Raw genomic sequence first — 14,215 nt, 5'->3', positions numbered from 1 at the left:
TTACCTTCAATTTCCTAACATTACCATTTCGTGTAGTGTAGGCTACTACTTTCGTACCATATTCAATATTTAAAAATAGTATAAATTACAACAAAAGAGACCCCTCGGGTCCCTTTAAGATTTAAATATTCTTATGTTTTTTAATTAAAGAGTATATCTATTCAAGTACTAGCGAGGGGTGAGAGGGGTGTCTTTTGGGCTGACTCGGGTTGGCTGTGGGTAGGCGTGGAAGACCAAAAGACACCCCTCCCGCGCCTTGCGGACCTCATATACCCCCTAAACTATTTAACCCCCAAATCCTCTTTGCGCCGCCATTGTCTGGCAGCAAATAAGGCTGCTTCTGTGCGGTGGGTCATTCCGAGCTTTCCGAGCAGGCTACTGATGTGTTTTTTCACTGTGTTTTCAGTAATAAAAAGCTTCTCTGCAATCTGTGTATTAGTATAGCCTTTGCCAAGTTCTATGAGCACTTCATACTCTCTCTCGGTAAGCACTTCCTGCAAATGACTGTTTTGCCCCTTTTTTACTTGTGTCTCTACCCCAGCGTCGTAGAACTTTCTTCCTCTGCCAATGCATTTTAGACCATAAATAATATCTTCTACATTAGAATCCTTTAAAATATATCCCTCTACTTCTAGTTCCTTAGCCTTTACAAAATCTCCTTTTCGAGATGAAGATGTCAGCACCACGAACTTTGTAACAATATTTTCTTTTTTTGCTTTTGTTATAAGATCTAGGCCATTTTCTTTACCTGCTAGATTGATATCTAAAAGCGTAATATCAGGTCTTGAGATACGCAGCACTTTCATGGCATCTTCTATATTAGACGCTTCTTCGATCTTCTCAAAGCACTCTTCAACAGCAAAGCTGGCCAGCAGCCCTTTCCTTACAATCTCATGATCATCAACAATTAATAGTGTCATACGATTTCCTTTCTTATATACTCTTCCTCTCGGCTTTGTATACTCATCTCCAATATCGTCCCCCACTCAGGATCTGAGTGAATCTCCATGTTTCCTCCTAATGAAGCTGCCAGATAGTGCATATTCCTTAGGCCTAATCCTAACGTTTCTTTCGTTTTTATTATTTTAGGGTCAAACCCTATACCGTTATCTTTTATAATTATCTTGATTTCTCTATAAGACATATTAAGGTTTATTTCAATAATGCTTGCTTTGCCATGTTTGATAGCATTAGCAACGCTCTCGCATATCACCCTGTATAAAGAAGTTTGTTCTTTGGTTGTAAGCTGTCTATTATCCCCATCTGTTGTCAGTTCGATCTTTATATTATGTAGGTTCTTCATTTCTTCAATATAACTATGAACTTTATCTTGAAAACTATTCGTTCCGCCTTTATAGGAACTTAGACCATATATAGTTCTTCTTAGCTCTGTCATAGCATGATTAATGCTTTTTCTATTGGTATTAAGCTCCTCTGTAATTTGCGTTTTCTCCATCTTATGGGCCATTTTAGATATAGTAAATAAATTACAAGATACAGCAAATAATTTTTGAAGCACGCTATCATGAATCTCGTTGGCTATGCGATTTTGCTCTTGCTCTACGATTAAAAGATCATTCATTTCCTCTAAACTAAATTGTTGAAAAAGCATACCGCTTAACTGAGCTATAAAACTTAATTTCTCTAGGTCTTCACTATTTTTCACCACTAAAATACCAAATATTTTATGAGAGTACTTTATACTTATTCCTGCAAAGTTTGTGTTATTCATAGTTAAGTGCCAATTTTCGTTTCTATCTTTTTGCACTTCATCACCTGTAAGTATTCTTTGAAAGATATCTTGCGCTAGTTTTTCATCTAAATCTCTAGTATAAAGACTATAACCTTCACTTTGTTCTTCAACTTTAATAAAAAGTGCTCCCTCACTATTTAAAACTTGAGTCGTATAATCTAACATCAATCCTATAAGACTTTTACTATTATTTTGACTGCTGAATAAATGAATGGCTTCATAAATTTTAACCACATATTCAAGTGTCTCTTCCACCCTCATATTAGATTTTTTGAGCTGCTCATTGACATACATGATTTCACTGCTTTTTCGCTCGATTTCTTTGGCATAGCTTACAAAGATCTGTAGTCCTCCCGTAACCAAGACGATCCCTGAGATAGCATTAATATCAGAAAGCAGCAGTACCTCTCTTGAAAAAATGATACTCCCTATATAAACAAACATATTAATCCAAGATAAATAGCTCCCTATCTCTATTGCTGCTACAAATACTGTGTTAAACACATACCACACATAAGGACTCTGCACCCCTCCAGATAGTATTAAGAGCAGACTATTGCCTATGGTCTCCGTAAGCAGCAATAAACTTATTTTTTGTACCTCTCCCTTATTTTGTCCATAGAGATAATTCATGATAATGGAAGTAATAGTCATCCCTGATATAATAAATGCTTTCCTTCCCAAACTATGCTCATTCATTGTCATAATATAAAAATAAGAAGTCGCAACTAGCGAAATATATCTATAGATAACAACCATTTCTGCAATATTAACTTTTTTCAACTTGTATTTAGTTCTCATGTTGACCCCTACTTACAATATATGGATTACTTAAAGTTTACAAAAAATTTACAAAATAGTCAATATATTATATACTTTTTCTATTTTACTTTCCTTATAACTAAATATATAAGGACTACTATCAATCCTAAAACATAGAGCTTATAGCCCAATAATTTTTGATTATTTTTTTGAACAGCCTCTCCTCCAGGAATCTCTTCATCGATTATAATCATCTCTTCTTCCTTTTCTTCGTATGTTTTATATAATTTATTTTGCAAAAATAAAGGTTTGTCAAAGCTTTCCCCTATTATTATGGCAAATCCTATATTATTTATCATAAGTCCTAAAATCAATATGATCCATGCGAACTTTTTTCTTAGCACCTGACTCCCCTCAGCTTCCTAGTATAATCCCTTATTCTATAATACTTATCAACTACACATTTGTTCATGGTCCTATCGTATACTCCCTATGCTACTTTTGTAGTATATAGCAATAGTTCTCCTTTATTAAATAAGAAAATGCAGACACAAAAATAAGCCACTCACCAAAAAGTGAGTGGCTATAATTATGCTATAGTAATTGGCTTAAATTAAGCGCGAGTTACGTTTGCAGCTTGTGGTCCTCTGTTACCATCAACGATATCGAAGTTAACTTCTTGACCTTCTTCTAAAGTTTTGAAACCTTCTCCTTGGATAGCTGTGAAATGTACGAATACATCATCTCCGCCGTCTCTTTCAATAAATCCAAAACCTTTTTCTGCATTAAACCATTTAACTTTACCTGTCATATTAACTAGGCCTCCTTAAAAAAATTCTTTATTGCTAAAACACTGTTACGCAAAACGTTTTTCGGTCTTGCCATGTTTTTTGTTACAAGAGGCCTACCTATCGTTTTTGTTTCAATATTTTAACTTACACCATTAGATTATCATAATCCCTATTAAAAATCAAGGTGCTTTAAAGATATTTTATGTGGAATATCTTCAATTCATACATCCTCTTTTTTCCTGAGTTAGAGTACTATGAACATTTGCATGCCAAAAAAATTGTACTTTTTAGGCATTTAGGATATACTTAAAACGATGAACATTTTATTAAAGGAGCGACTTTTATATGGCTTTTATACAATGCAGTTACTATTCTGAGGTGCTTGGTTTTACAGCTAACATGAATGTATGTCTGCCTCAGGATATTCCTCATAAAAAAGGTGGTTATGCTATACCCCCAGACGGCTTCCCTACGCTTTATTTATTGCATGGACTCGGAGATGATCATACGATCTGGTCCAGAAAATGTGCGATTGACAGGTATGCTTCAACCTATGGCATTGCCGTTATCATGCCTTTTGGTGCCAGAAGCTTCTATACCGATATGGTTTATGGGTCTCCATACTATAGCTATATCAGCGAAGAGCTTATTAATACCTGCGAAGCATTTTTCCCTTTAGCCAAAGAATCTAATAAGCGTTTTATAGGCGGCCTTTCTATGGGTGGCTACGGTGCTTTTAAGATAGCTTTATCACAACCCCATAAGTACAAAGCCGCCTTTAGTCTTTCTGCCCCTTTGGATATTAAAAAAATCCATGAATATGCCCATCTTCTGGACTTATCTTATGATATCCAGCTTGCTTTTGGAGGACCTGAAGCACTCCATGAAACACCTCATAATGTGTTTTCACTTGCCTCTAGGGCAGTCTTGCAAGAATCAAAACCTTCCTTATATATGTGCTGCGGCACTGAGGATTTTTTATATACAGATAACGCATCGTTTAAAAGCCATTTAGATACATTAGGTTATGATGTAACCTATCACCAAGGCCCCGGTGGACATGACTTTTATTACTGGGACCCCGAAGTTCAGCTTGCAATGAGCTGGCTTAATCAACAACTAGGAGGAAATATGAATGAATCAAGTCGATAAAGATTATCTAGCTATGTGTGATTATATATTAAAAAATGGTGTTTTTAAAGGGGACCGTACTGGTACTGGTACGATCAGCATCTTTGGTCATCAACTACGCTTTAACCTCTCTCAAGGCTTTCCCCTTCTTACAACCAAACGCGTCCCTTTTCGCCTTATCGTAAGTGAGCTATTATGGTTTTTAAAAGGCGATACAAATGTGCGTTACTTACTCGAAAACAATAATCATATATGGGATGAGTGGGGTTTTCAAAAATGGATTAGTTCTACAGACTATACCGGTCCCGATATGACAAACTTTGGTATCAGAAGCACAGAGGATGAAGACTTTAACAATCGCTATCAAGAACAAATGAATATCTACCAAGAAAAGGTCCTTTCAGATGACACTTTCGCCAAAAACTACGGAGACCTCGGCAATGTCTACGGCAAACAATGGCGCAGCTGGGAAGGTGCAAACGGCAAAACCTACGATCAAATCAAATGGGTGATTAATGAAATTAAAACAAATCCAACCTCCAGAAGACTTCTCGTTAACGCTTGGGCCGTTGACTCTGTATACGAAGGTCTTATGCAGCTGCCCCCTTGCCACTTCTGCTTTCAATTCTACGTCCTCGAAGGTAAACTAAGCTGTATGTTTAACATGCGTTCAAACGATGTGTTCTTAGGCCTTCCCTTCAACATCGCCTCCTATGCACTGCTTACTCACCTCATCGCCAACGAATGCGGTCTAGAAGTCGGAGACCTCATCTACACCGGTGCAGATGTGCATATTTACTCAAACCACGTTGAACAAATTAAGCTGCAAATGTCCAGAGAACCCCGAAAACTGCCAACACTTAAGTTAAATCCAGCTATCAAAAATATATTCGACTTTGATGTTCAAGATATAGAACTACTTAATTACGATCCACACCCTGCAATCAAAGCCCCTGTAGCTGTATAGCAGCAGACTCATTTATAATGAAATAAATTATCTATAATAAGTAGTACCTAATTTAATAGTGGATCTATAATTGATAAAGACTAGCGAGGTAGTCAGGGGATGCCTTTTGACAAGGCTCCAGATTGGCTGTGGCAAACTGTCCGAAAACTAGTGCCATTTGACTTTTTCTGAAGATTAGCATGGGGATTTTAGGGTGCGGAAGCTGCCTCTGGAGACATTCCGCTCCGAAAATCTTGGTGGTTTTTTCAAATGGTACTTAGCTCGCACTGTATTGATCAAGCGACTAAAGTCGCCAGCGAGTTTGCGGCGTTCATTTGAAAAAAGCGCCTAGATTTTTAGAAATGCGTAAGTGAGCAGCTGGAGTACCCTAAAATTCTCATGCGGACCATCTCAAAAAGCAAAATTGTAGTTTTCGGACAGTCTGGTGGGTAGGCGGGAGAGGCAAAAGATATCCCCTGACTGCCAAGCGGACTCCCTCATATACCCAATATAATTTGGCAATCACCCCCTATACATATCCAAAATTTTCAAAAAGGAGTTAAACTCATGATAAACATTATCGTAGCTACAAGTAAAAACAATCAAATCGGCATCAACAACCAACTGCCTTGGCATATCCCAGAGGACCTACAATATTTCAAAGAAAAAACTAAAGGCCACATGGTAGTTATGGGAAGAAAAACTTATGAAAGCATCGGACGCCCTCTTCCTAATAGAAAAAACATCGTCTTAACACGAGATACCACCTTTAAACCAGATGGTGTTACAGTACTTCACAGCTTTGAACAAGCACTCATCATGTGCAGCGCCGAACATGAAAGTTATATCATAGGCGGCGGGGAGATCTACGAGCTGTTTCTTCCTTTTACTAACCGTTTATATATTACTATGGTAGATAAAGTGATCGAAGGCGATACGCCGTTTCCTAGTTACTCCGATGATTTCACACTAGTACAACGCTTCAAAGGCAGCACCCTTACATCTGATAACTGCTCCTTTGAATTTACCGTATGGGATAGAAACTAAAAAGACATAGGCCTATATCACAGTGATATGGCCTATGTCTTCTTAGTTTTGTATTTGGATTATCCGTCGCTCGGATTATCTTCTGCTATAGCTTTTATTACCAGATCCTTGTGAACCGCCTTGGCTGCTGCGTCCGCCGCGTCCACCTTGTTTTTTATTGGCAACTTCAAGGTTAACTTTTCTGCCTTTTAAGGTTTGGTCAATAAGATTAGACATTGCTTCTCCCAAATGTGTTTTTGGTATTTCGAAGAAAGAGAATTTATCTAACATATCTACTTTGCCTATTGATTTGCCTTCTATATTGGTATTCGATGCAATAAACTTAACAAGGTCATTGATTTGAAGGTTGTCTTTTTTACCAACGTTGATAAAGAGTCTTACCATATTTCCTTCGTAAGCATCTATGCTCGCGCTCATTCCTGAACTTAAATCTTCTGGTTTTACGTCTTTTGAAGAACCCATAATAGTTTTTTTCATAGTCATTTTAAGAAAAGCTGCTGCAAGTTCTAAAGAGGTTGCATAGTTATCTTGGCTTACATCACCGAGTTCATCTAACATTTGTTCGATATATTTAACGTATTTAGTTAACTTGCCTTGCTCTAAAACATCCTTAACTTCATCTAATATACCAGATAATTTATTTTCTTTAATATCTTCTATAGTTGGTGGTTTAATAAGCTTAATTTTACTTTTTGTATACTTCTGGATATCTCTAAGTTTGCTAAGCTCTCTGCCGGCAGCAAAAGTATAAGATACACCTTCTCTTTTTGCGCGTCCAGTTCTGCCTATTCTATGCACATAGTATTCTTCATCACTAGGCACATCATAGTTAAATACGGCATCAATATCATCTACATCGATGCCTCTGGCTGCTACATCTGTGGCAATCAGAATATCTATAAGTCCGCTTCTGAAGCGTCCCATAACATTATCTCTTTGTAATTGCTTCATATCACCATGAAGCGCTTCTGCACTATAACCTCTTGTCTGAAGATCCTTACAAAGATCATCCACTCTCTTTTTAGTATTACAAAATACCACTGAAAGCTTGAAATTATTAGCATCTATTATACGAGATAAAACTTCAACCTTACTGCTTTCTCTCGTTTCAAGATAAAATTGTTCTACTGTAGGCACTGTCATCACTTTGTGAACTACATTGATCTTTACTGCATCTTTTTGGTATTTGTTTGCAATATCCATAATTGCCTTAGGCAGTGTTGCTGAAAAGAGTACAAATTGTCTCTCTTCCGGTACACTTTCTAAGATAATATCTATATCTTCACGAAAACCCATATTAAGCATTTCATCGGCTTCATCAAGTACTATCATATTAAGATGTTCAAATTTAAGCGTTTTACGACGCAAGTGGTCCATAACCCTTCCTGGTGTTCCAATAATAATTTGAGGTCTTTTTTTAAGCGCAAGAATCTGTCTGTCAATCTGCTGACCGCCATAGATTGGCAGTGCACGTACACCTTCTTTATACTTATATAAAGATTTTAATTCTTCTGATGTCTGAATAACAAGCTCACGTGTTGGACAAAGTATAAGAACTTGTACTTTATCATTGTCTGTCTGTATCGCCTCAATTGCCGGAATACCAAATGCACAGGTTTTTCCTGTTCCAGTAGGTGCCTGTGCTATAACGTCTTTTCCTTCTAGGATAACGGGTATAGCTTTTGTCTGAATAGGTGTTGTTTCTTCAAAGCCCATATCTGTAACGGCTTTTTTAATTTCTTCTGTAATTTCTAATTGATTAAATAATATACTTTCTATGATCATTACCTCTACAATCTATTTATAATTTTTAAATAAAAATATTTCTATTCCTTACATACCACATTAAATCATACTACATATTTAAAAAAATCTCAAGGAGTAATCCATTTCCTTTTTAAGATTTTTTTCTAACACCGCAGCCCTTTAGACCCTTGATAACTCGTAATAAATATATCTTTCTATTCTTCTTAGGAATAAAACACCTTAAATATTTATATACTAAAATATTATAAATAGATCGTATGGGCGCTAAGTCTAATACATTTGGAGATCAGACGATGCAATTATTTAATGTTAAAAAATCTTTTTCACTTACTTTACTATACTGTATTATTTCTTTATTGTTTTCTATTATACCCATTTTAGCTGCACCTTATTACGGGTTTTCCTATGATGTAATAATTATTGGGAGCGACCCAGAAGGTATCAGCGCGGCCATAAGCAGTGCAAGAAACGGTTCCCGCGTACTTCTAGTCGATACAAGATCAGATGTAGGCGGACTTTATACTTCTGGCATGCTCAGCATGTTAGACATGAACTATATTGCTCCAAATACTTTTCAAACTGTCAATGCAGGTTTTTTTAAAGAGTTTTACGATGAGACTGCTGATAGCGCGAATATTGATATTCCAAAAACCAAAAAATATTTTACCAATCTGCTTCAAAAAGAAAAAGTAGATAGGCACCTCGGCGTATCTGACATTACCCCTATTAAACAAGACAATAAAGTAGTAGGGCTTTCTTATACAAAAGCCGGCAATACTTTTCATGTTAAGGGCAAAGTCTTTATAGATGCCAGCAGGGATGCGAAATTCGCAAGAGCTTCGGGGGTTCCCTATAACGTCGGGCGCGAAGAGCTTGGTATGAAAAATGAATACGCTGCTGCAACCCTGGTTTTCTCTGTAAAAGGTGCTGACTGGCCCAAGATAAAAGCCTACCTTAACACCGATAACTCCATTTATACCGGCGCAACTGCTAAGACAGCCTGGGGATATCCCAATATGCTAAGCTATACCCCTTCATCAAGCGCATTTCAACTCAGAAGACTTAATCTTTCCTTACAAGATGATGGTTCAGTTGTTATCAATGCCTTTCAGATATTCAACACCGATTCTCTTGATGAAAATAACATTCACAAAAACTACCAGGCAGCCGTTAAAGAATTACCCGCAATTGTTAAATATTTAAATCAAGAAGCTATTGGGTTTGAAAATGCTGTTTTACATCAGTATGCAGATGAACTCTATATTCGCGAAGGTGTTAGAATTATTGGTGAATATACATTAACCGGCGAAGACCTCTTTAATAATATCAATTTTAAAGATAAAATAGCCTACGGAAGCTATCCCATGGATTTGCAGGCAACGAGAAGAGACCGTTTTGGAGGTACCATTTTGTCATCCCGAAACATTTACACAATCCCTATTACTATAATGGTTCCTAAGTTAATAGATAATCTTCTTATAGTCGGCCGTTCAGCAAGCTACGATCCTTTGGCACACAGCAGCGCACGCACCGTGCCTGTAGGTATGGCCCTAGGCCAAGCCGCTGGTATTCTCGCTTCATATAGTATAGACCATTCGCTCTCTGTTCGCACATGCAGCTTAGACAGCTCCCACGTTAGAAATATCCAGACAGTTCTTATCGCATCCGGGGTAACTCTCGATACACCCCTTAATACTATTCATCCTGAAAAATCCAGCTGGGCTTATCCCTATATTGTTTCACTTAGAAAAAAAGCCTTTTTATCAATGGAATATGATTTTAAAAATGATTACAGGTGTAGAGAAACTGCAACTTTCGAAACACTCTCTCGTATCTTGACACTTATTCAGGCTAATTCTAGCATTAAACTTCCTGCGCCAACTGCCCCAAGCCATACCCATGCTGCACTTACACCTTGGCAGATTGTTTCTATCTTTAATCACTTATTAAATACACATCATAAAGATCTTAATGCACTTTATCATGCCGATATTATTGATTATAATACTTTTATTCATATTGATAAAAAGAAGGTTCTTCTTAACGAAGATCTCTATGCTATGATGTCTGGTCTCATTGATTACATCATGCCATAGTTATTTCTCTGGCAATAAAAAACAAGCATCTCATAACTATGAAATGCTTGTTTTTGTATTCATGCGGGTGACAGGAGTTGAACCTGCACGCCGTAGGCGCTAGATCCTAAGTCTAGTGCGTCTGCCAATTCCGCCACACCCGCTCGCTTTACTATTGTAACAGAAGTTAATCCTAATATCCAGTACTTTTTTTATAAATTCTAAAAAACATTTGAGCGCAGTATGGAGACGCCATATCGCCCTATATATTTAACCTCTATATTGATACTTTTGGCTTTTTCTCCTATTCCTTTTCCTATAAGCGTATGGGGGCTTATAAACTCTGTTTCAACCGAATGATTATTTATAAAAATCCTGCTGCTTTCTGTAAATCCATTTCCCCCAATGATCAACCTATCCCCTTGATACTTAGTCGTAGTTATTTCTAACTTTTCAAGTCCTATTTCGAGCTGAGTAGTTTTATACTTATCTTTATTTACCCCAAACGACTCTTCACTAAAAAGTGTATAATATTGCAAATTTCTAAGTTTCTTTTGATAATCTTTTTTATACCTATAAAGGGTATGAAACGTATTCATCATGCCGCCTTTTAGTTCCGTTAAGTTTAAAACATCTGTCGACAACTGATAGGCTTCTATATCATTATGTCTTTTATGCGGCACCTTGTTTTGATTATCAATTATAAAATAGGGGGTTTTAAATTTCTCATCCTGATCTAGCTCCTCCAAACTTTCTAGCTGTGGATAGTGATCAGAATATATAATAAGTACTGTTGGTTCTTCTAATGAATAAATATACTCAGCTAATTTACCAACAAATTTATCTGTTCTTCTAATGAGTGAAGTATAATTTTGAAGCTGATATAAACTAGTCTCTTTAAGATTACCACTTACATAAGCTTCATTACCTTTATTAAGTGTTGTATGATAAGGTCCATGAGAGCCTGCTGTGATAGTAAATATAAAATCTCTTTCCTCACTCGCCTCTAAAGCACGTTTGATATAATCAATTAAAACCATATCTTCTGGAAAGGCGCGATATTTAACAAGACCTGTCATACTTTCCATAGGAATAAATCTATCAAATCCTAGATTTTTATAAGCTTCATGCCTGCTATAAAAGTTACCTTCAAAATTATGTATAGCAGTCGTCTTATAGTCTTGTGTCTTTAAAATATAAGCTATGGTTTCAATCGGTCCACGCTGAGTAACTCCACTGTTATAAGGAATTTCTCCTGGTGCAAAGTAATCTAGGTTAACACCCGCTATCACCTCAAATTCTGTTCTTACTGTGCCTCCTCCTATGGTAGGAACTTGTAAAAGGCCACTATAGCCTTCATTAAAATATTTTCTAAAATAAGGGATAGGATCTTCATTAAAGTATGTTTCTTTTATAGCAGTAGGATCGAAAAAACCTTCTAACTGAACCATAATTATATTAGGCTTTTTGGCACTTTCTGCTATCTCTCTACTATTAAAATTATCCTTTTGGCTCTTATTTATATAACTTATTACAGCTTCAATACCTTCTTTAGAATAATCACTGGGTTTCCTTCTCATTGTATATAGGCATGATTTGCTCAAAGAATGAATAAATCCATTTCTTTTATATAAAGTTGCTATCTCCCATTTATGTTCCTGCCCAGCCCTAAATTGCATCAGATAACTTCTTCCTAAAAACCCTATACCTATGAGCACTATACATACTAAAAACCTTTTTATACAACTTACTTCATATGTTTTAAATTTAATAAAGTAAGAACTTATCAATATTAAAAGTATTATACCTGCACCTAAACTTATTTGAACGATCAGTTCAAAAGAGACATACTCCTTCGCAATAGCCGCCCCTTCTTTTACACTATTAAAATCTGCCCATATCAGGGGTACTCCTCTGAATCTCATAAGCATAACACTCATAGCCGCAAGTATGCACCACGGCAGACTAAGCAGCAAGCTCAAAAAACTCACACGTTTTATCATCATTGCAGGAGCAATGGTAATAAGAAGTATGAGATAATTCAGCAGTGCTGTCGTTTTATATTCACTTATGAAGTTTAAAGCTTCTTGCACGCCTCTTTGAAATGACTCTATCATTACTAAAACCAAAAATGCAATGACAAGACATAGTATACTATTAGCGAATAGTTTAAAATCTTCTTTTTGGAAAGTTACGTCTTTCATTAAGTTTCTTTTATCTCGCTGATCATTCTCTATCATATACGCCCCTCTTTTAATATAGCTTTCACATTTCTTAATTTTAGTTACTCACAATAATATGTAATGTGAAATCATTATGTTGTTTCTCTATACTATTATGCAGAAAAAAACTCCCAATCTTTATAATAGGAGTCTATACACTTATTATGGTAATCTTTATCTCTCATTATACACACTAAATCCCCTTTATAATCCCAACTGCTTTTCAAATAGATCTATAGATGTTAAATTAAATAGTCTGCCTCATCAAATATTAAAGGCAGACTGGATTAACTCTTTTTTATTTTTATTGTAGTATAGATTTCACACTTTAAGATTTAACCTATTCAGCTGCTAAACTCAAAGTTTTGTCCATATCTCTTAACGAGCTCACTATTTACTTCCTCATGACTGCCTGGGTGATTGTTATTTTTTCTAAAAACTATTTTCAAAAGAATAGGTGTAATGATAGCTGTTACCACAACCATCACAACTACCGGCCCAAACATCGCAGCGCTCATAAGTCCAACCGCCGCCCCTTTACTTGCTATAATCAGTGCAACTTCTCCTCTTGATACCATTCCCACACCAATTCTTAAGGATTCCTTATTAGAATACTTACACAGTTTAGCACCTATACCACATCCAATAACTTTTGTTAAAATAGCAGCTATAAGAAGGAGGATTGTAAACCATATAATGTTTCCTGACATCTTTGGCATCTCAATCGAAATTCCTATACTTGCAAAAAATATTGGTGATAGCAATATGTAGGACATAGTGTTAAATCTAGCTTCAATATACTTGGTTCGTTCTGTATTTGAAATAATAAGTCCCGCAATAAAAGCACCTGTTATATCTGCAACCCCAAAAAATTCTTCTGCTGCAAAAGCTAAAAGTAGACAAAAGACAAAAGCCACAATGATAAACCGCCTTAAGTCCTTATCATATCTTTTAACCCATTTAGCAAAAAACTTATAAAATATAAAGCCAATTCCTAATGAACAGATAAAAAATAGAATAATCTTAGCGAGTACCAACCAGATATTAACCGATTGACTAGGATCAGCAAGACTGGTAATAATAGTAACACCAATAATCCCTAAAATATCATCTATCAACGCCGCGCCTAAGATAGCATTACCTGCTCGAGTACTTAATTTCCCTAGTTCTTTTAAGGTTTCTACTGTAATACTCACAGAAGTTGCAGTGAGTATTATTCCTATAAATATATTTTGCATCATTGCATTAGTACTAATGCCATCACCTTTATTGAATATACTAGCAATAACAAATCCTCCCAAAAGTGGAAATAGCACCCCCATTAAAGCAATGATAAGTGAAGCCTTTCCTGTTTTCTTCAATTCTTGTATATCCGTTTCAAGTCCTGCTGTAAACATAAGCACAATAACGCCAAGTTCAGCCATTTGTTGTATAAAATTAGTTTCATTTAAGATATTTAACATCGCCGGTCCCAGAATCAATCCCGCCAGCAGAGCACCTACCACCTGCGGCATTTGAAACTTTCTGGTTAATAAACCGAGTAACTTAGTGCTGATAAGAATAAGCGCAATGTCAAATAAATACTTATACGATAGCATAAAACTTCATCTCCAATTTTTTGATGTATTTAAATCAAACCTTATTATATTCCTCTTACAAATAACTTTCAACATAATATTTATATGCATCAACAACTTATTTTTTTACATACTCCGCTTATA

The 14,215-nt window shown here is 36.1% G+C and carries 11 protein-coding genes and 1 tRNA gene; 4 read left to right on the top strand and 8 right to left on the bottom strand.

Annotated features, from left to right (window positions below; all coding sequences use genetic code 11):
- Nucleotides 1-281: 281 nt before the first annotated feature.
- From BN3326_RS12285 to BN3326_RS12270, 4 genes are all read right to left on the bottom strand, one after another.
- On the bottom strand, nucleotides 282-920 hold the full coding sequence (locus BN3326_RS12285; RefSeq protein ID WP_069999544.1) for a response regulator: 639 nt from the start codon (nucleotides 918-920) through the stop codon (nucleotides 282-284).
- Nucleotides 917-2,554 (bottom strand): sensor histidine kinase, encoded by a 1,638-nt coding sequence (locus BN3326_RS12280; protein WP_069999543.1) that lies wholly within the window; start codon nucleotides 2,552-2,554, stop codon nucleotides 917-919. Before BN3326_RS12280 ends, BN3326_RS12285 begins: the two co-directional genes overlap by 4 nt.
- A gap of 80 nt (nucleotides 2,555-2,634) precedes the next feature.
- Complete coding sequence (locus BN3326_RS12275; protein WP_069999542.1) at nucleotides 2,635-2,919, bottom strand: hypothetical protein; 285 nt, start codon at nucleotides 2,917-2,919, stop codon at nucleotides 2,635-2,637.
- Nucleotides 2,920-3,128: 209 nt separating this feature from the next.
- Nucleotides 3,129-3,326, bottom strand: coding sequence for a cold shock domain-containing protein (locus BN3326_RS12270; protein ID WP_069999541.1), 198 nt, complete (start codon nucleotides 3,324-3,326; stop codon nucleotides 3,129-3,131).
- 325 nt (nucleotides 3,327-3,651) lie between these two features.
- On the opposite strand from BN3326_RS12270, the gene BN3326_RS12265 reads away from it, so the two are divergent.
- The 3 genes from BN3326_RS12265 (at nucleotide 3,652) to BN3326_RS12255 (ending at nucleotide 6,430) form a co-directional block, all read left to right on the top strand.
- A complete protein-coding gene (locus tag BN3326_RS12265; protein ID WP_069999540.1) occupies nucleotides 3,652-4,458 on the top strand; it encodes an alpha/beta hydrolase in 807 nt (268 codons plus the stop codon).
- Nucleotides 4,442-5,404, top strand: a complete 963-nt coding sequence (locus tag BN3326_RS12260) for a thymidylate synthase (RefSeq protein WP_069999539.1) — start codon at nucleotides 4,442-4,444, stop codon at nucleotides 5,402-5,404. The genes BN3326_RS12265 and BN3326_RS12260 overlap by 17 nt, the downstream gene beginning before the upstream one ends.
- Before the next feature lie 546 nt (nucleotides 5,405-5,950).
- A complete protein-coding gene (locus tag BN3326_RS12255; protein WP_069999538.1) occupies nucleotides 5,951-6,430 on the top strand; it encodes a dihydrofolate reductase in 480 nt (159 codons plus the stop codon).
- Between the two features lie 75 nt (nucleotides 6,431-6,505).
- Here the strand turns inward: BN3326_RS12255 and BN3326_RS12250 are convergent, their stop codons facing one another.
- On the bottom strand, nucleotides 6,506-8,215 hold the full coding sequence (locus BN3326_RS12250) for a DEAD/DEAH box helicase (RefSeq protein ID WP_255363192.1): 1,710 nt from the start codon (nucleotides 8,213-8,215) through the stop codon (nucleotides 6,506-6,508).
- Nucleotides 8,216-8,490: 275 nt separating this feature from the next.
- Here BN3326_RS12250 and BN3326_RS12245 point away from each other — a divergent pair, with 275 nt between their 5' ends.
- Entirely contained in the window at nucleotides 8,491-10,293 is a 1,803-nt protein-coding gene (locus tag BN3326_RS12245; RefSeq protein ID WP_069999537.1) for an FAD-dependent oxidoreductase, read from the top strand.
- Between the two features lie 62 nt (nucleotides 10,294-10,355).
- Here the strand turns inward: BN3326_RS12245 and BN3326_RS12240 are convergent.
- The 3 genes from BN3326_RS12240 to BN3326_RS12230 form a co-directional block, all read right to left on the bottom strand.
- Nucleotides 10,356-10,436: transfer RNA gene (locus BN3326_RS12240), tRNA-Leu, on the bottom strand.
- Between the two features lie 57 nt (nucleotides 10,437-10,493).
- Nucleotides 10,494-12,512, bottom strand: coding sequence for an LTA synthase family protein (locus tag BN3326_RS12235; protein WP_069999536.1), 2,019 nt, complete (start codon nucleotides 12,510-12,512; stop codon nucleotides 10,494-10,496).
- Between the two features lie 326 nt (nucleotides 12,513-12,838).
- Nucleotides 12,839-14,092 (bottom strand): cation:proton antiporter, encoded by a 1,254-nt coding sequence (locus tag BN3326_RS12230; protein WP_069999535.1) that lies wholly within the window; start codon nucleotides 14,090-14,092, stop codon nucleotides 12,839-12,841.
- Nucleotides 14,093-14,215: the final 123 nt, after the last annotated feature.

It is taken from the genome of Cellulosilyticum sp. I15G10I2 (assembly GCF_900095725.1).
Classification (GTDB): domain Bacteria; phylum Bacillota; class Clostridia; order Lachnospirales; family Cellulosilyticaceae; genus FMMP01.
Note: the sequence above shows the minus strand (reverse complement) of the source record. Positions and strands in the feature narration are given on the sequence as shown.

Excerpts from the sequence above, each read along its gene's own strand:
- BN3326_RS12245 (WP_069999537.1), top strand. The coding sequence starts at position 8,491 with ATGCAATTATTTAATGTTAAAAAATCTTTTTCACTTACTTTACTATAC.
- BN3326_RS12235 (WP_069999536.1), bottom strand. The coding sequence starts at position 12,512 with ATGATAGAGAATGATCAGCGAGATAAAAGAAACTTAATGAAAGACGTA.
- BN3326_RS12230 (WP_069999535.1), bottom strand. The coding sequence starts at position 14,092 with ATGCTATCGTATAAGTATTTATTTGACATTGCGCTTATTCTTATCAGC.
- BN3326_RS12250 (WP_255363192.1), bottom strand. The coding sequence starts at position 8,215 with ATGATCATAGAAAGTATATTATTTAATCAATTAGAAATTACAGAAGAA.
- BN3326_RS12260 (WP_069999539.1), top strand. The coding sequence starts at position 4,442 with ATGAATCAAGTCGATAAAGATTATCTAGCTATGTGTGATTATATATTA.
- BN3326_RS12265 (WP_069999540.1), top strand. The coding sequence starts at position 3,652 with ATGGCTTTTATACAATGCAGTTACTATTCTGAGGTGCTTGGTTTTACA.
- BN3326_RS12285 (WP_069999544.1), bottom strand. The coding sequence starts at position 920 with ATGACACTATTAATTGTTGATGATCATGAGATTGTAAGGAAAGGGCTG.
- BN3326_RS12280 (WP_069999543.1), bottom strand. The coding sequence starts at position 2,554 with ATGAGAACTAAATACAAGTTGAAAAAAGTTAATATTGCAGAAATGGTT.
- BN3326_RS12255 (WP_069999538.1), top strand. The coding sequence starts at position 5,951 with ATGATAAACATTATCGTAGCTACAAGTAAAAACAATCAAATCGGCATC.
- BN3326_RS12270 (WP_069999541.1), bottom strand. The coding sequence starts at position 3,326 with ATGACAGGTAAAGTTAAATGGTTTAATGCAGAAAAAGGTTTTGGATTT.